Origin of the sequence: Tepidibacter formicigenes DSM 15518, from assembly GCF_900142235.1 — a bacterium.
Classification (GTDB): domain Bacteria; phylum Bacillota; class Clostridia; order Peptostreptococcales; family Peptostreptococcaceae; genus Tepidibacter; species Tepidibacter formicigenes.
This window is the reverse complement of sequence record NZ_FRAE01000022.1, coordinates 1-19,250: the sequence shown is the minus strand read 5'-3', so window position 1 is coordinate 19,250 and position 19,250 is coordinate 1. Positions and strand designations below refer to the sequence as shown.

Sequence of the window (19,250 nt, the reverse complement as noted above, 5' to 3'; positions counted from 1 at the left end):
CCCCCTAACAACAGCCTATTAAATCTCCTCCTAAACATTCACAACAACAGTCTGCGCAATAAAGCTTTACACAAACATCACACATATCTCCTCCACGATTATATTCATAAGTTTTAGAAGAATATGCTCTTTGTCTATTTATTATATTTTCATAAGTATTTCTATATTCCATATTATTAGGTTCCATAAAATATGCTCTTTTTATAAAATCATATCCTTGATCATAAAATCCAAGTCTTATAGATGTTATTCCCATTAAATAATACCACTCACTATTTCTATCATTAATGTTTGAAAGAATATTTCTAGCTGTTCTAAAATCTCCCCTACTTATATACTCTCTTACTTTATAAAAATCATTTTGATTATAGTTATTATAGTTTGTATTTTCAACTTCTTTCATTATAGTTTCATAAGCTTCATTTATCTCCTTAAATTTCTCTTCTGCAAGATGTGATAAAGGATTATCCAAATACCTATCTGGGTGATATTTTTTCGCAAGTTCTTTATATGCTTTTTTTACTTCTTCTTTAGTAGCTCCTTTTCTAACACCTAATATTTCATATGGATTTCTCATTTTCTTCACTTCCTTTTAGCATATTTTTAAATCTTAAATACATTCCAGAGTATATGATGTTATCTATTATTCCTTTGTTATTCTTTATATTTAATTTTTCTATATCTCCTTCTATAAAAGAGAGTATCATTAATAATAAGTTTTCAACCTTAAGTTTAAGTTCATCTTTTTTTTGCATATATTCTATGAATGGATTGTATCTTTTCTTTTTATAATCTTCATCTAAATCCTCATAAGCATCTAATATGTAAATATATTTTCCTATATTAAATCCTATAGATTTTAATATTTCTTTATATTTATCATCTTTATAGGAAAAAATTTCAGCCATTATATATCCAAATATATTTGACATTTCATCTATAGAATTACATTTTTGTTTTTCTAAAATACTTAGTTCATTTAATTTTTCATTTATATAATCTGATTTTTGTTTATATTTATTATATGCTTTATTATATACATGTTTATATCCTAAATAGTAAATATAATCTTTTATCCTTTTATCATCTTTTAAATTATCATTTAATTTATTATAAGTTAATATAATGTTCATATTTGATGCGTACTCTGTAATTTCATTTATTATTCTTAAGTTTTCTTGTATAGGATTTGCAATGCATCTTTCTCTAGTAACTATAGATTTTAATTCATATATAGAAGATAATAATATTATTAAAAAGGTGATATCGTAATTTAAAGAAAGTCTTGATATTTCTCCGAAATTTTCCTTTAAATATTTACAAAGTCCACAATAATATCCTCTATATGTATAATATTCTCTTAATTTTAGCTCCATTTTATTTATTCTAATATATCCAAACATATGTCTTACCTGCCTATTTTAAATTTACATATTATTATTTTATACATTACTGGTTTTATATACAAGAACTATATTTATTTTAATCAAAAGCTTAAAGAAGTAATTACCAGATAAAATTTTTAATATATACTCCGATAAAAATTATAAGAATATATATTTATTATAACTAAAGTAAGGAGCTTATTTATGAATATTAAAAAAACTAAAAGTAAAACTCTAGATTATATTAATGAAAATAATATTCTTTTTAAAATAGTATTTATTTATCTTTTTTCAGGTCTTACATGGATTTTATTATCAGATAGTATTCTTAATTATTATTTTAATTTTGATAAATTGCAAACATATAAAGGCTCACTTTACGTTATTATAACATCTGTACTTCTTTATAGGCTTATTGGTAAATATATTTCAAAAATTAAACACCAAGAAAGCTTTTATAAGAGTATATATAATAATAACCATTTAACAATGCTTATTATAGATCCAGATAGTGGATATATAATAGATGCAAATCCAGCAGCTTGCTCCTTTTATGGATATGATAAAAATGAACTAACTAATATGAAAATAACAGATATTAATGTTTCTAATGATAAAAAAGTATTTTCATATCTTAAAAAAATTAAAAATAACCAAAAAAATAATTTTCATTTTAAACACCGTTTATCAAATGGAGAAATAAAGCATGTAAGAGTTTATAGTGGTCCTATTAATTGTGGCGGAAAAAAATTATTATACTCAATTGTATATGATATTACTGAAAACATAAATAAAGAAAAAAAGATTAAGTATCTTGCTTTTAGAGATTCACTTACAGGACTTTATAATAGAGCATTTTTTAAAGAAAAGCTAGATTGGTATTTGAATAAATACTCTAAAAACAAGAAAATGCTATCGGTAATGTTTATAGATTTAGATGATTTTAAAAAGATAAATGATAATTTAGGTCATTCTATAGGAGATAAACTTCTTAAGAAAATTGCTAATCAATTAAAAAAACAAGTAGGTAAAAATAATATAATTGCAAGAATTGGTGGAGACGAATTTTTAATACTTCTTCCTCAGATTAAAAATACTCAAGATTCAATAAAAACAGCACAAAAAATAATAGATATTTTTAAAGAACCTTATTTTATAGATAATCATGAGTTACATATTTCTTGCAGTATTGGAATATCTCTATATCCAACCCATGGCATAAGTAGTGATACATTAATAAAAAATGCTGATATGGCAATGTATAAAGCAAAAAACAGTGGAAAAAACAAATTCGAATTATATTCAAATGATTTAAATGAAAAAGTAAAAGAAGAATTCATATTAGAAAACCACTTAAGAAATGCATTAAAAAGAAATGAATTCAAAATTTATTATCAGCCTATAATAGATACAAATATTAAAAAAATTATAGGAGCTGAAGCTTTATTAAGATGGAAGCATCCTAAACTTGGATTTGTTCCTCCAAATAAGTTCATACCTATAGCTGAGTCTAAAGGATTTATAAATTCAATTGGTGAATGGGTTTTAAGAACTGCATCTCTTCAAACTAAAAAATGGCATAATTTTGGATATGAAAATATTTTTATTTCTATTAATATATCCGTTAGCCAGTTAAGACAAAAAGATTTTGTAAATTTAGTTTCAAATATATTAAGAGAAACTGGTCTTAATCCTGAATATCTGAATTTAGAAATTACAGAAAGTATATATATGGAAAATATAGATTATATAATGGATGTAGTTAATAATTTAAAAAATTTAAAGCTAAATATATCTATAGATGATTTTGGAACAGGATATTCTTCCCTTGCTCAACTTAAAAACTTATCTATTTCAAAATTAAAAATAGATAGATCTTTTACTAAGGATCTTAATATTGATTTAAATAACAACAACATAGTTTCAGCAATTATCGCCATGGCTAAAAGCCTAAATCTTACCCTTATTGCAGAAGGCGTAGAAACTGATGAACAATTAAAATTTTTTAAAAGCCATAAATGCAATTTAATTCAAGGATATTTATTCAGTCCTCCAGTAGATACAGATTCATTTACAAAACTAATTAACGATAGTTCAATTGCATTAGAAAATACCATAAGCTCATAAGTCTTATGGTATTTTGTTATTATTTAAAATAATTTACTCCTGATTCAAATATTTTTTGTTCTTTAAATCCTTCTATGTTTTTAAATACATTAGATCCTATTCTTTCAGAATGTCCCATTTTCCCAAATATTCTTCCATCTAGACTAGTTATTCCTTCTACTGCATAGAATGAACCATTCGGATTAAAGTCTATATCATAAGTAGCATTATTATCAAAATCTACATATTGAGTTGCTACTTGACCATTTTCAATTAATTTCTTAATTAAATCTTCACTACATACAAATCTTCCTTCTCCATGGGATATGGCTATTGAATGAACATCTCCTACATTTACATTACTCAGCCATGGCGATAAATTAGATGTAATTTTAGTTCTTACAATTCTAGATTGATGTCTCCCTATCTTGTTATAAGTAAGAGTTGGGTCATCTTCATTTGTATCTTTAATTTCACCATAAGGAAGAAGACCTAATTTTATTAAAGCTTGAAATCCATTACATATTCCAAGAATTAATCCATCTTTATTATTTAAAAATTTCATTACAGCTTCTTTAACTTTTGGATTTCTAAATATAGTTGCTATAAATTTACCAGAACCATCTGGCTCATCTCCCGCACTAAATCCTCCAGGAAGCATTATTATTTGAGATGAATTTATTTCTTTAACTAAATTATCTATACTTTCTTTTATATCATTTTGAGTTAAATTCTTAAATATACTTGTATTAACAATAGCTCCTGATTTCTCAAAAGCTTTTGTTAAATCATATTCACAATTAGTGCCTGGAAATACTGGGATAATAACTCTTGGTTTTCCTATATTTAGTTTAGATTTTAATATTTTATGAGATTTATAATATACATTTCCAATTTTTTTATCAACAGGCTCTGTCTTGGTTGAAAATACACTTTCAAGTGGCTCGCACCATTTATTATGAATTTCATCTAGTTCTAATTCAATTCCATTTACATTTATAAATGGTTTTTCTTGAGTATTTCCTAAAACTTTATAATTATATCCTTCAAATTCTTTATCAACATCTACATTTTCATTAATTTCTAATATGAAACTTCCATAATCAGGTGAAAATAATTCATTTTCTTTTATATCTTCAAATTTAAATCCTATTTTATTACCAAAACTCATTTTACTTATTGCTTCACATATGCCTCCACTTTTTACAGTATGCACTGATATTACTTTTTTGTTTTTTATAAGACTAGTTACTTTTTCTAGATTTTTCTTTAATTCATCAAAATCTATAACTTCATCTTCATATTTTTTTGTGGATAAATATACTACTTTAGAATTTATATTTTTAAATTCTGGGGATATCACATGATTTACATCCACAGTATCTACAGCAAATGATACTAGTGTTGGTGGAACATCTATATCTTTAAAAGTACCTGACATACTATCTTTTCCACCTATAGCAGGTATATTGAGTTGTTTTTGAACATAAAAAGCTCCAAGTAGAGCACTCAATGGTTTGCCCCATTTTTCTTTATTATCTCCCAGCTTTTCAAAGTATTCTTGAAGAGTAAGTCTTATAGTTTTATAATTTCCCCCCATAGCTACTACTTTACACACAGACTCTACTACAGCATACATTGCGCCATGAAACGGACTCCATTTTCCTATTTTAGGATTATATCCATAAGTCATTATAGTTCCTGTTGATGTATCTCCATTTAAAACAGGTATTTTAGCTACCATACCTTCAGTAGGAGTAGATTGATATTTTCCTCCAAAAGGCATAAGTACAGTTCCTGCTCCTATAGAGCTATCAAATCTTTCTACTAATCCTCTTTGAGAGCATATATTTAAATCTTGTATATTTTCTATCCATTTATCCTTTAAATTCTCATTATCATTTAAATTTTTAAAATAGTTTTTTTCTTCTTCTGGCGATTTAACTAAAACATTAGTTTTTTGCTTAACTCCATTAGTATCTATAAATTCTCTACTTATATCTACTATTAATTTGTCTCTAAAGTACATTCTCATTCTATTATGATCTGTAACTGTAGCTACATGTGTAGCTTCAAGATTTTCTTCATTTGCATTTTTTATAAATTTATCTACATCTTCTTTTGATACAACTACAGCCATACGTTCTTGAGATTCAGATATTGCAAGTTCTGTTCCATCAAGACCTTCATATTTTTTAGGAACTAAATCTAAGTTTATGTCAAGTCCCCTAGCAAGCTCTCCTATTGCAACACATACTCCTCCTGCACCAAAATCATTACATTTTTTAATCATTGTGCTTACATTTTTATTTCTAAATAATCTTTGTATTTTTCTTTCTGTTGGAGCATTTCCTTTTTGAACTTCAGCAGAACATGTAAGTATAGACTCTTCACTATGCTCTTTAGAAGAACCTGTAGCTCCTCCACATCCATCTCTACCAGTTCTTCCTCCAACTAATATAATACAGTCTCCTTTAGAAGGTGTTTTTCTTATTACATTTTCTTTTGGAGTAGCTGCAATTACAGCACCTATTTCCATTCTTTTTGCTACAAAATCTTCATCATATACTTCAGCAACATGACCAGTAGCTAGTCCTATTTGGTTTCCGTAAGAACTGTATCCGTGAGCTGCTTCTGTAGTTATTTTTATTTGAGGAAGTTTTCCTGATATTGTATCTTCTATTTTAGTTCTAGGATCAGAACTTCCAGTTACACGCATAGCTTGATATACATAACTTCTTCCTGATAGTGGATCTCTTATAGCTCCACCAAGACAAGTTGCAGCTCCACCAAAAGGCTCTATTTCTGTAGGGTGGTTATGAGTTTCATTTTTGAACATTACAAGATATTTTTCTTTTTTCCCATTAACGTCAACATCTACTTCTATACTGCAAGCATTTATTTCTTCTGATACTTCTAAGTCATCAAGCATTCCTTTTTTTCTAAGCTCTTTCATTGCAATTACTGCAATATCCATTAAGCAAATACCTTTATTTTCATCTTCATACACATACTTTCTAGATGATAAATATTCTTCATAAGCATTTTTTATTATATTTGAATATATTCCATCTTCTATTTCTATATTTTCAATTTCAGTTAAAAAAGTAGTGTGTCGACAGTGATCTGACCAATATGTGTCTAAAACTTTTATTTCTGTTATAGTAGGATTTCTTTTTTCTGTGTTTTTAAAATATTCTCTAATGAATTTTAAATCTTCAAATGCCATGGCAAGACCTATTTTTTCTATAAATGATTTTATACCATCATCATCTAAGTCTATAAATCCATCTAAAACTTCAACTTCTGTTGGAATTTCAGTTTCTATTTCTAAGGTTTTAGGCTTTTTTATACTTGCTTCTCTAGAATCTACAGGGTTTATACAGTATTTTTTTATTTTATCAAAATCTTCATCTGAAATATTTCCATTTAAAATTATAACTTTTGCAGTATTTACTATAGGTCTTTTTCCCCCAGTTAATATCTCTACACACTGACCTGCCCAATCTCCCCTTTGGTCATACTGTCCTGGTAAATATTCTATAGCAAATACTTTTTCATTTTTATTTATTTCAATTTCTTCATGATAAATATTATCTATATTAGGCTCAGAAAATATAGTAACTGCTGCTTTATAATAAGCATCATCAGAAATACCTTCTATATCATAACGATTTAATATTCTAATTCCATTCAACCCATCTATTCTTAAATTATTTTTAATATCTTTATATAAATGTTGAGCTTCAACATCAAATCCATATTTTTTCTCAACAAATATTCTTTTTATATTAGCCATATAAATTCACCTACTTAATATAGTTTTTTAAACTATCTAATTCCTATATCTTTTCTATAATGAACTTTATCAAAATAAATTTTATCTATATTTTCATAAACTTTCTTAGTAGCTTCTTCTAATGTTTTTCCTTTAGCCGTAACTCCTATAACTCTTCCACCATTTGTTAATATATTATTTCCTTCTAGTCTTGTTCCACTGTGAAATAATAATATATCTTCATCTAAATCTCCTATTTTTATTACTTTTCCTTTTTCATAATTATCTGGATATCCACCTGAAGTTAAAATTACACATACAGTCTTACCTTCACTCCATTTTATATCTATATCAGATAGCCTTTTATTTAAAATACTATCTATTATATCTACTAAATCTGTTTCAAGTCTAGTTAAAACAACTTGTGTTTCAGGGTCTCCAAATCTTACATTAAACTCTAAAACTTTAGCTCCATCATTTGTTATCATAAGACCTATGAATAAAACACCTTTATATTCTAATTTATCTTTTTTTAATCCTTCTAGTATCGGTTTTAATACTTTTTCTCTTATTTCTTTTTCTAATTTTTCATCATATATATTACTTGGTGAGAATGTACCCATTCCTCCAGTATTTGGTCCTTTTTCATTATCAAATACCTTTTTATGATCTTTGGCACTAACCATAGGAACTATAGTTTCTCCATCAACAAATGCAAGTATAGATGTTTCTATTCCTTCTAAAAATTCTTCTACTACAACTTTATTTCCAGAATCTCCAAATTTTTTATTTTCCATAATTTCTTCTAAAGCACTTACTGCTTCATTTTCATTTTGTGCTATTATTACTCCTTTTCCTGCAGCAAGTCCATCAGCTTTTATTACTACAGGATATCCATACATACCAATATTCTTTTTGGCTTCATTAATATCTGTATATTCTTTATATTTAGCTGTAGGTATATTGTGTCTTATCATGAAATTTTTAGAAAATACTTTACTTCCTTCAAGTTGTGAGCATTCTTTATTAGGTCCAAATATTTTAAGTCCCTTTTTTTCAAATTCATCTACTATTCCTAAAACCAAAGGTACTTCTGGTCCTACTATCGTTAAATCTATATTTTCTTTTTTAGCAAAATTTAAAAGTCCCTCTATATCGTTATCTTTTATATCAACGATGTCTGCAAGTTTTGAAATACCTGCATTACCTGGAGCACAATATATTTTATCTACTTTTTCTTCTTTTCTTAGTTTCCAAACTATAGTATGCTCTCTTCCTCCGCTTCCAACAACCAAAACCTTCATAAAATCACTCCTGATTGATTATAGTTATTGTTATAAAATAATGTTTTAATGTTTAAAATGTCTAATTCCAGTAAAAGTCATTGATATACCTAATTCATCACATGCTTTTATAGAATCTTCATCCTTTAAAGATCCCCCTGGCTGAACTATAGCTTTTATACCATACTTTGAAGCTAGTCTTACACAATCATCAAATGGAAAAAATGCATCTGAAGCTAAAACTGCTCCATTAAAATCTTTATCTTTATTGTTGTAAAGTGCATTTTCAAGAGAGAATATTCTACTTGTTTGACCTGGCCCTAAAGCCATAGTTTTTCCATCTTTTACTATAGCAATCCCATTTGATTTCATATGTTTTACTATTTTCATTCCAAATTTCATATCTTCTATTTCACTTTTACTCGGTTTAGTTTTAGTTACTACTTCAAATTTATCATATAACTTTTCATTTTCATCTTGAGCTAAAAGCTTTCCGTCCAAATACTTAAAATCATATCCTCTATTACTTGTATTTAAATCCTTTATTTTTAAAATTCTAAGATTTTTCTTTTGTTTAAGTATTTCAAGAGCTTTAGGAGTATAATCATATGCTACAACTATTTCTAAGAATATACTATTTAAAATATTTGCTGTTTGTTCATCAATAGTAGAATTTATCCCAACAATTCCTCCAAATATAGATACAGAATCTGCTTCATAACACTTTTTAAATGCTTCATATGCATTTTCACCTGTAGCTACACCACATGGATTTGTATGCTTTATTGCAACAGATGCTACTTTATCTTCATCTTTAAATTCCTTTAATATATCAAGGCATCCATAAAGGTCATTTATATTATTAAAAGATAATTCTTTTCCATTTAATTTTTCAAAATCTAAAATACTATTTTGAGAAAAGCTTTCTTTATAAAAACAAGCTCTTTGATGTGGATTTTCTCCATATCTAAGCTCAGATTCCTTTTCAAATGTCAGGTTTAAATATTTTGGGTATTTTTCTCCTAAAATATTGGCAAAATAATTAGAAATTAAAGAGTCATAACGAGCAGTCATAGAAAATGCTTTAAAGGCAAGATTTGATTTATCTTCAATAGAAAGAGAGTTATTTTTTAATTTTTCTATTATATAATTATAATCACTCGGGTCAACAACTACTATTACATCTTTATAGTTTTTAGATGCAGCTCTAATAAGTGTAGGGCCTCCAATATCTATATTTTCTATCATTTCTTCATGATTTTTATTTTGTTTTAATGAACCTTCAAAGTCATATAAATTTACAACAACCATATCTATTGATTTTATATTGTGTTCATTTATAGCATTTATATGCTCTTCTTTATCTCTTTTAAACAGTATTCCCCCATGTATGTATGGATTAAGTGTTTTCACTCTTCCATCTAATATTTCAGGAAAATTTGTAACTTCATCTATTTTTAAAGCATTTATATTAGCTTTATTTAATATTTTATAAGTATTTCCAGTTGACACTATTTCATATCCAAGATTTAAAAGTTTCTTAGCAAAATCAACTATTCCTTCTTTATTAGTAACACTTATTAATGCTCTTTTACTCATTTATAAATACTCTCCTTCCCTTTAATTTAAGTTTTTTATCACAAAAAAGTTTCACAGCTTCTTTTAATATTTCATGTTCTACGTGAAGCACTCTTTTTTTAAGAGTTTCTAGCGTATCATTATCTTTTACAATAACACTTTTTTGAATTATAACAGGTCCTGTATCTGCCCCTTCATCAACAAAATGAACAGTAGCTCCTGTTATTTTAACTCCGTATTCTAATACTTTTTGGTGAACAATTTCTCCATAATATCCCTTTCCACAAAAGGAAGGAATTAAAGATGGGTGTATATTTATTATTTTATTTTTAAATTCATTAACAAAATTTTTAGTTACTATTTTTAAATATCCTGCTAAAACTATTAAATCTATATTTTCTTTTTTAAGTAGTTCTATTATTTTAGTTTCATCTTTTTCATAAACAGCTTTTATATTATTATTTTTTGCTCTAGTAAGTCCGTAAGCTTCTTTATTATTTGATATAACAATTTTTATCTTCCCGTTTATTTCATTATTTTTACATCCATCTATTATTGTTTGAAGGTTAGTACCTGAACCTGATATTAAAACAGCTATATTTAACATAATATAACCCCTTTATTATTAGTTACCTCTCCTACTACATAAGCTTTTTCTTTTGCATTTATAAATTTAAGTATTTCATCAACTTCTTCTTTATCTACTACCAAAACAAGTCCTATTCCCATATTAAAGCTTCTATATAATTCATTTGTTTCAACTAAATTTAAACTTTTTATAACTTTAAATATATCAAGTTCTTCCCAAGAATTTTTATTTATTTTTATTCCTAAATTCTTAGGTATAACTCTTGGAATATTTTCTATTACTCCTCCACCAGTTATATGAGATATAGATTTTATATTGTATTTAGATAATAATTCCATAACTATATTTACATATATTTTGGTAGGAGTAAGAAGTATTTCTCCTAAAGTTTTTCCAAATTCATCAACATATTTATTTAAATCCCACTTTAATGTATCTAAAAATATTTTTCTAATAAGAGAGTATCCATTGCTGTGGACTCCACTTGATGAAATTCCTATTAAAATATCCCCCTCTTTTACAGTATTTCCTGTTATTATTTTTTCCTTATCACATACTCCAACAGAAAATCCTGCTAAATCATATTCATCATCATTATACATTCCAGGCATTTCTGCTGTTTCTCCACCTATTAATGCAGTACCTGATTGCTTACATCCCTTTACTATCCCTGAAACTATATCATTTATTTTTCCTGATTTAAGCTTTCCTGTTGCTATATAATCTAAGAAGAATAACGGCTTTGCTCCTTGGCATATTAAATCATTTACACACATAGCAACTAAATCTATTCCTACAGTATCATGTATATCCATAATTTGAGCAATTTTAAGCTTAGTTCCAACTCCATCTGTAGAAGATAAAAGAACAGGTTCTTTCATATTTAAAAAATCTTTTAAGCTGTAAAGTCCGCTAAAACTTCCCAAATCCCCTATTACATTTTTGTTGTAAGTAGATTTTACCTTTTCTTTTATAAGATTTACCGCTTTATTCCCTTCATCTATATCTACTCCACTTTCTTTATAAGTAATAATGCCCATCTTAATCCTCCTTATCCATAAGCTTTATTGGATATTTTCCATCAAAGCATGCCATACAAAATATATTTTTAAAATCAGCTGCTTCAAGAAGTCCTTCTATTGGTAGAAATTTTAGAGAAGTAGCTCCAATTTCTTTTCTTATATCTTCTACTGAATTTTGCGATGCTATTAATTGACTTCTTCTTGGGGTATCTATTCCAAAATAACAAGAATACTTTACTGGTGGAGAAGTTATTCTAAGATGCACTTCTTTTGCTCCAGCTTTTTTTAAAGACTCTATAAGTCTTCTTGAAGTAGTTCCTCTAACTATAGAGTCATCTATTAATACTATAGATTTTCCTTTTACTACAGAAGTTAATGGATTTAATTTTAATTTAACTCCTATTTCTCTTTCATTTTGAGTAGGCTTTATAAATGTTCTTCCTACGTATCTATTTTTAACTAAACCTTCTTTAAGCAAAACTTTACTCTCTTTAGAATATCCCAATGCTCCAGGAATCCCCGAATCAGGAACAGGAACTACAATATCTACATCTATATTATCTTCTCTTGCAAGTATCTCCCCAGATTTCACTCTAAACTCATAAGCATTTATATTGTCTATAACTGCATCATTTCTCGCAAAATATATATGTTCAAATATGCATGTTTTCTTTACTTCTTTATAGTTATTTCTATAATTATAAGATTTTAACTTTCCATCCTTTATCAATACTATTTCCCCTGGTTCTATATCCCTTATAATTTCTCCTCCTAATATATCTATGGAACAACTTTCTGATGAAACTATATATTCATCTCCTCTTTTTCCTAAAACAAGAGGTCTAAATCCATGAGGATCTCTAACAGCAACAAGTCCTTCTTCACTTAACACTACTAAAGAGTATGCTCCTTTTATATGATCCATGGTAATTTTTATACTCTCAACTATATCGCCTTTATAATATCTAGCAAGTATATATAGTATAACCTCTGAATCTATAGATGTTTGAAACATAAATCCTTCTTCTTCTAAAGTTTGTCTTAGATATCCATTGTTTACTAAATTTCCATTATGAGCAAGAGATAATTTTCTTCCTCTACAAACCCCAACTAAAGGTTGACAATTAGATATATGACTTCCTCCAGCTGTTGAATATCTAACATGTCCTATTCCTATATTTCCACTTAATTTTTCAAGCTCCTCTTTTTTTAAAACATCAGATACAAGACCCATCCCCCTGTGATAATCTATTTTATCATCGTTTAAAACTGATATACCACAGCTTTCTTGTCCTCTATGCTGAAGTGAGTAAAGTCCATAATATAAATCTTTAGATATATCTTTATTAGAACAAATCCCTATAATTCCGCACACTACTATCACTCCATTCTATTTAGAACCTCTTTGTACCCCTCTATAACATTTCCTAAATCTCTTCTAAATCTATCTTTATCTAATTTTTCATTAGTATTAATATCCCAAAGTCTACAAGTATCAGGAGATACTTCATCAGCAAGTATTATTTCTCCACTTGGTGTTTTTCCAAATTCTAATTTAAAATCTACTAATTTTAAATCAAGTTTTTTGAAAAATTCCTTTAATATTTCATTTATTTTATATGCTTGATTTTTTATATAATCTATTTCTTCTTTAGTAGCAAGCTTTAAAGCCATGGCATGGTCATCATTAATAAGAGGATCTCCTAGTTCATCATTTTTATAAGAAAACTCAAATACAGGCTTTTCAAATTCTATTCCCTCATCAATACCTAATCTTTTACACATAGAGCCTGCTGAAATATTTCTAACTATAACCTCAAGAGGAACTATATCTACAACTTTAACAAGCATTTCTCTATCTGATATATTTTTTATATAGTGAGTTTTAACTCCTTTACTTTCAAGAAGTTCAAATACACGAGAAGATATTTTATTATTTATAATACCCTTTTGATTTATCTCATCCTTTTTAATACCATTAAAAGCAGTAGCGTCATCCTTAAAATAAACCATATATTCATTTTCATTATCTGTTTTAAATATTTTCTTAGCCTTTCCCTCATAAAGCATTTCCATTTTAATCTCCCCCTTATAAATTACTTATACTCTCATCATCATGTAAAACTTTTTTAGCCATTTCTCTTCTGTAGTTATCAAGCTTTATTTTTAAATTTTCATATTTTAAACTCATTATTTGAGTTGCAAGAAGCGCTGCATTTAAAGAAGAATCTATAGTAACTGTTGCAACAGGAATTCCCTTTGGCATTTGAACAATAGAAAGCAGTGAATCTAGTCCATCAAGTGTAGAAGATTTTATCGGAAGTCCTATTACAGGTATTAATGTATGAGATGCTACAACTCCTGGAAGATGTGCTGCTTTTCCTGCTGCTGCTATTATTACATCAACACTATTTTGAATTTCATCCATGAAACTCATTAATTCACTAGGTGTTCTGTGTGCTGATAATACTCTAGCTTCAACAGCTATACCAAATTCCTTTAAAATTTTTATTCCTTCCTCTAATTTTGGATAATCTGATTTAGATCCCATTATAACTGCTACTTTCATCTTGTTACCTCCTATTTTTATAGTTATTTAGTATTAAATTCTGAAAAAAGGGTATAAAAATAGCCCTATATAGACAAAGTAATATCTATAATTTAGGGCTTTATTTAATTTAACCTGCAAAAGCATACTTAACTATGAACAATATAGACAGTACATATAGTGTAGGCTGAACATTTTTTCCTCTTCCAGTTAAAAGCTTAATTGCCGAATAAGAAACTATTCCAAATACTAATCCTTCTGCTATACTGTAAGCAAGAGGCATCATTATAACTGTTAAAAATGCTGGAATTGCTTCTGTGAAATCATTAAAGTCTATCTTAAGAAGTGAAGATGCCATCATAACTCCTACAAGTATTAATACTGGAGCTGTAGCTTCAGCAGGTATTGCTGTAAATAAAGGAGCAAATAAAGTAGATACTAAGAATAATACTCCTGCTGTAAAAGCTGTAAGACCTGTTCTTCCTCCTTCTGCTATACCTGATGCACTTTCTACAAAAGTTGTAACAGTTGAAGTTCCAAGCATAGCACCAGCTGTAGTTCCTATTGCATCTGCAAATAAAGCTTGTTTTGCTTTTGGAAGCTTTCCTTCTTCATCAAGCATATCAGCTTTACTTGCAAGACCTACTAAGCAACCTATAGTATCAAATAAATCAACGAATAAAAATGTAAATACAACAACTACCATATCCATACTAAATATTTGAGATTTTGGAACGTGTTTAAATGCCATAAATATAGGTGAAAGTGATGGTGGTGCATCTATTAATTTATTTGGAGTAGCTACAATTCCTATAACCATTCCAATTGCTGATGTTATAAGCATTCCTATAAGAAAAGCCCCTTTGACTCTTTTTGCAAGTAATACAGATGTTAATATTAAACCAAACAGTGTAAGTAATACTAATGGGCTTTTAAGATTACCAAGTGTTATTATCGCTCCACCTTGTTCAATAAGTTTAACATTTACAAGTCCTATAAAGGCTATAAAAAGTCCTATTCCTGCACTAACTGCATTTTTTAAAGTTTGAGGAATTGCATTTATTATTTTTTCACGAATATTTAAAAATGTTAATAATATAAATATGATACCTTCTATTAATACTGCTGTTAAAGCAAATTGCCATGAATATCCCATTCCCAAAACTACCCCATAAGTAAAGAAAGCATTAAGTCCCATACCAGGTGCTAATACAAATGGATAGTTTGCTAAAAATGCCATAATAAAAGTTGCTATAACTGCTGCAAGAGCTGTAGCCATAAAAACAGCACCTTTATCCATGCCAGCATCGCCTAGTATTAGTGGATTTACAACTAGTATATATGCCATGGTCATAAAAGTAGTAATTCCTGCTACTATTTCTCTTTTTACAGTAGTTCCATTTTCTGAAAGCTTAAAAATCTTATCTAACACATTTTTAGGCTGTGGATTAGATTCGATTTTTTTTGATGCTAATTCCATTTAAAACCCTCCTTTTAAATAAAAAAACTAGTTAAAGGCACTATAAGAAAAGCCTCTAACTAGTTATTATTTACAAAGTACAGAGCTTTTCTTATAGTAGGAAAATTTACGGTTTTCCTGTAGAAACTCCTTAGCCGTATTCTAAGGATTATATAAGAAAACGTTCGGTTATTTATTAACTTTACATGTTCATTTTAATTTATCGTTCACAAAAAGTCAATAATTTCTCGTATTTTATTTTCTGCATTAAGCAATATAATTCGTTTAATATCGAATTTTATTATATATATCACTTGTTATTTTCGTTTGTATTAGTTGTTTCAAAACGTCTCGACATACCAACTACATCATTGTTACTTTTATCTATATATACACGTATAACTTTTGTATTTTCAGTTTTTTCATCTTTCCCATAAGTAAAATCTACCTCAAATAAAGCTATTTCTGGATCTGCATTCATATATCTTAAAAATTTCATATCATTCATATTAGCTACATATTTGTGTTTTTTAATAAAATCAAAAGCTATTTTTTTACCTTCTTCTGTACTATAGTTTGGATAAGTTGGTTGCTTAGCAGAGTTTTTTAGTATCTCATTTCCATTTCCTATTTCTTGTATTTCACCAGTTTCCTTGTTTATTGTTACATAATATTCTATTACTTTTCGTTCTTTTGTATTATTAGTCCAATCTACATCATTACTCCATACGAATTCAAATTCATTACCCTTGACATTTATTTCTTCATTTAATTTTGTAATATCTATTTTTTTACCTTCAAATTTTTCTAATTCATTTAATGCAATTGTTTTTTCTTTTAGTTTGGTTTCTGTTTTTTCTAATTCTTCATTAGATAATTTACTATTTCTTCTTCCATCTCTCATTCCTATATTTAATATTTTTCCACTTTTTTCATCAATTATAGCCCAATAAGTTAAAGCCTTTTTATACTCATTATTCAATTTATCTATTTTTTTACCTATCTTCTTTTCATCATCATTATTAGCTTTTTCCCAAATTTTCATTTGCTCATCTAAATCTTTTAATTTAGTTATATTAAATGTTGACCAACAAACATGCCAATTACTTATTTTTGGCTGATTATCTTTAGCTTCATTTTTTTCCAACTCTACTTCTTCAAATAAATTCTTTACATTTATTTTTTTATTAAAGTATTTTTCAAATGCCTTAATAGCTATTTCTTTTGCCTGTTCCTTGTTTATACTTTGATTAGCTTCAACATTTTGATTTGTATTTTTATTTGTTGATATTTCACTTTTATTCATCGTAGACTTACTTTGACAACCTGTTATCATTAATATTCCTGAAATTAATATTAATGATAATCCTTTTTTTATTTTCATAAAGTTCATAGTTCAGCCTCCTTTTATTTACTTTCTGTTACCAAAGTCATACTAACCGTTTTCATATTCCCCTATTTTCTAATAATTTTTTATAATCTTAACACATTCAAAATCTATAACTATATATAATAAATAACCGTAATTTTAAATATAGTTAAAAATTTTTAAAAAATTACGGTTATTTACTGTAGATCTATTTCATTAATATTTATTTAAATCTTATTATAGTTAAATATTAATATTGTTTATCTAATATTTTATACTAAAAAATCCATTTACATAAATAGGACGGTGAGGATGTGCTGCTGAGCATAGTACCTTCACTTCATCTCCATCATGAAGTTTTCCAACAACCTTATTCTAAATATATTTTTTTAAATAAATTCATTGTATTACAAATTACTATTTTTATTATATTTACTCCTAATGATAACTTTGATAATACCCTTTTATATTAATTACATTTTAATAGGCTTAGCATATTTAAAAGAGATATTTCCTTTATATCTAGGTATAATTAACTTATCTTTTTTTTCTATTCTAATTTCCAAGGCTTTTTTCATATAATTAAACTCTTTTAATTCAGCAGAAGCTGGTTCTGAATTTAATATATCATTTAGTTTTTTAGAATTTCCAATTGCTTTGATGAGAAAAGGACTATTATATTCATTATCATTGATTTTAATCTTTGTTTTATTTAATTTTTGATTTTTATTGATTTTAATCCTAGTTTTATCTACTTTTATTTTATTTGTTGAAAGTACTCTTTCATCATTTATTGAAATAACTTCTGCTCCAGCAGATTGTAGTATATTTACAATTGTTATTAGGTCTTTGTCATAAACTATACCGTATACATCGTATGGATTTTTATCTTCAACTGTTATAGAAATTCCCTCACCTTCAATATCTGTTTGCCCTGTAAGTATTTGAATATTATTTGTAGTCTCTCTATCTTTCTCAAATGCTATAAGCCCTTTTACTTTTATAAATCCTACTAGTACTAAAATTATTCCTATTATAACCATATGTTTCATTAACTTTTTCTTAAATGGTGACATTGTAAATCATCTCCCTTTAAAATCCATTTCCAACATTATGCAAATTCCACCTTTACATAGTAAATATCATTAATTTTGAGAATATTTTTAATGATATTGTAAGATTATATAAATGATATCATTAAAAATATCCTCAAAATTACAATCAAAATATATTTTAACAAAAAAGTTGTTGCTAAAATATATTTTGATTTGACATTTACATAATTTAGATATTAATATTTTAAATCTATATATAGGAATATAATGTTCATCTGTAATTTTTGTCCTATTTAGTGTAGCCTATCTATACATATATTCTATATTAGTCCATCCTTTTACATCATCATGACGACCATTAAACGTAGAAGCCACTTTGTCTCCATCATAAAGTTTTCCAATAATCTTACCATTTTTTGATGGCTCATCTCTAACATTTAAATAACTATCCGGATCATTAAGGGCAACTCTATAAAAGAAAGTATCTCCAGAACGTCCAGTAAGCTCTAGATATCTTAGGCTAGCATATTTAGTCCCTCCATTTATATTCATTAATTCTTGTGTGCTTAATTGTTTCATATATAATTCCTCCTCGTTATATTTGTTATTTTAATCAATACTATTATTGTCGTGACAAGATTATTAAAACAAATTTAATTCATAAAATCAACATATATGTCATGAATTGTTAATATAACGTCACGAATTGCAAAAAGTATATATTTTAGCAATTCATAACTCTATATTGACAATTCGTGATATCTTTATTGACTTTTTGTTTTTATAATATATAAAATCACAACTCTGAATACATAAAATAGGAAATTTTAGAAAACAATTATTTAAATAAACCGAATATGTATTTAATTTCCCTGTAAAAAAGTCTTTATTCTAAAGGTTTTACAATGTAGACTTTTTTAAAATTTCATGTCGCCAACGAGTCCTAACGGACTCCGTTGCTCAAAATAGTTGATACTTTTATTCAGTTACCAAAGTTATCAGCAGTTTAAAAAATTTATAATTTCTATAGATTAAAAAATGATATTAAAGTAGCCATGGCATTTGCCATGGCTACTTT

General features: G+C 27.0%; 15 protein-coding genes and 1 riboswitch. Of the genes, 1 reads left to right on the top strand and 14 read right to left on the bottom strand.

The window, feature by feature from the left end; genetic code table 11:
• Positions 1 to 4: 4 nt before the first annotated feature.
• Together BUA77_RS14535 and BUA77_RS05980 are read right to left on the bottom strand one after the other, a co-directional pair.
• Positions 5 to 577, bottom strand: coding sequence for a J domain-containing protein (locus BUA77_RS14535; RefSeq protein WP_072888281.1), 573 nt, complete (start codon positions 575 to 577; stop codon positions 5 to 7).
• Positions 561 to 1,403 (bottom strand): DUF5685 family protein, encoded by an 843-nt coding sequence (locus tag BUA77_RS05980; protein ID WP_072888279.1) that lies wholly within the window; start codon positions 1,401 to 1,403, stop codon positions 561 to 563. The genes BUA77_RS14535 and BUA77_RS05980 overlap by 17 nt, the downstream gene beginning before the upstream one ends.
• 186 nt (positions 1,404 to 1,589) lie before the next feature.
• On the opposite strand from BUA77_RS05980, the gene BUA77_RS05975 reads away from it, so the two are divergent.
• Positions 1,590 to 3,512 carry a sensor domain-containing protein gene (locus tag BUA77_RS05975; protein ID WP_072888277.1) on the top strand — a complete coding sequence of 641 codons (1,923 nt, stop codon included), beginning with the start codon at positions 1,590 to 1,592 and terminating at the stop codon, positions 3,510 to 3,512.
• A gap of 19 nt (positions 3,513 to 3,531) precedes the next feature.
• On the opposite strand, the gene BUA77_RS05970 is transcribed toward BUA77_RS05975, so the two are convergent.
• The 12 genes from BUA77_RS05970 to BUA77_RS05915 form a co-directional block, all read right to left on the bottom strand.
• A complete protein-coding gene (locus tag BUA77_RS05970) occupies positions 3,532 to 7,290 on the bottom strand; it encodes a phosphoribosylformylglycinamidine synthase (RefSeq protein WP_072888275.1) in 3,759 nt (1,252 codons plus the stop codon).
• 32 nt (positions 7,291 to 7,322) lie between these two features.
• Entirely contained in the window at positions 7,323 to 8,573 is a 1,251-nt protein-coding gene (gene purD / locus BUA77_RS14175) for a phosphoribosylamine--glycine ligase (RefSeq protein WP_072888273.1), read from the bottom strand.
• A gap of 45 nt (positions 8,574 to 8,618) precedes the next feature.
• On the bottom strand, positions 8,619 to 10,151 hold the full coding sequence (purH, locus tag BUA77_RS05960) for a bifunctional phosphoribosylaminoimidazolecarboxamide formyltransferase/IMP cyclohydrolase (RefSeq protein ID WP_072888271.1): 1,533 nt from the start codon (positions 10,149 to 10,151) through the stop codon (positions 8,619 to 8,621).
• Positions 10,144 to 10,737, bottom strand: coding sequence for a phosphoribosylglycinamide formyltransferase (purN, locus tag BUA77_RS05955; RefSeq protein WP_072888269.1), 594 nt, complete (start codon positions 10,735 to 10,737; stop codon positions 10,144 to 10,146). Before purN ends, purH begins: the two co-directional genes overlap by 8 nt.
• On the bottom strand, positions 10,731 to 11,753 hold the full coding sequence (gene purM / locus BUA77_RS05950) for a phosphoribosylformylglycinamidine cyclo-ligase (protein ID WP_072888314.1): 1,023 nt from the start codon (positions 11,751 to 11,753) through the stop codon (positions 10,731 to 10,733). Before purM ends, purN begins: the two co-directional genes overlap by 7 nt.
• Before the next feature lie 7 nt (positions 11,754 to 11,760).
• On the bottom strand, positions 11,761 to 13,116 hold the full coding sequence (gene purF, locus BUA77_RS05945) for an amidophosphoribosyltransferase (RefSeq protein ID WP_072888267.1): 1,356 nt from the start codon (positions 13,114 to 13,116) through the stop codon (positions 11,761 to 11,763).
• A 5-nt stretch (positions 13,117 to 13,121) separates the two neighbouring features.
• Complete coding sequence (gene purC / locus BUA77_RS05940) at positions 13,122 to 13,817, bottom strand: phosphoribosylaminoimidazolesuccinocarboxamide synthase (protein ID WP_072888265.1); 696 nt, start codon at positions 13,815 to 13,817, stop codon at positions 13,122 to 13,124.
• A 13-nt stretch (positions 13,818 to 13,830) separates the two neighbouring features.
• Positions 13,831 to 14,310: a 5-(carboxyamino)imidazole ribonucleotide mutase gene (gene purE / locus BUA77_RS05935; protein WP_072888263.1), complete on the bottom strand. Its 480-nt coding sequence runs from the start codon at positions 14,308 to 14,310 to the stop codon at positions 13,831 to 13,833.
• Positions 14,311 to 14,419: 109 nt separating this feature from the next.
• Positions 14,420 to 15,769 carry an NCS2 family permease gene (locus BUA77_RS05930; RefSeq protein ID WP_084605550.1) on the bottom strand — a complete coding sequence of 450 codons (1,350 nt, stop codon included), beginning with the start codon at positions 15,767 to 15,769 and terminating at the stop codon, positions 14,420 to 14,422.
• Positions 15,770 to 15,843: 74 nt separating this feature from the next.
• Positions 15,844 to 15,945: riboswitch (purine riboswitch) on the bottom strand.
• Between the two features lie 113 nt (positions 15,946 to 16,058).
• Entirely contained in the window at positions 16,059 to 17,141 is a 1,083-nt protein-coding gene (locus BUA77_RS05925) for a hypothetical protein (protein ID WP_072888261.1), read from the bottom strand.
• 449 nt (positions 17,142 to 17,590) lie between these two features.
• On the bottom strand, positions 17,591 to 18,193 hold the full coding sequence (locus BUA77_RS05920; protein WP_072888259.1) for a DUF881 domain-containing protein: 603 nt from the start codon (positions 18,191 to 18,193) through the stop codon (positions 17,591 to 17,593).
• Between the two features lie 282 nt (positions 18,194 to 18,475).
• Positions 18,476 to 18,751 (bottom strand): bacteriocin, encoded by a 276-nt coding sequence (locus tag BUA77_RS05915; RefSeq protein WP_072888258.1) that lies wholly within the window; start codon positions 18,749 to 18,751, stop codon positions 18,476 to 18,478.
• Between the last annotated feature and the right edge of the window lie 499 nt (positions 18,752 to 19,250).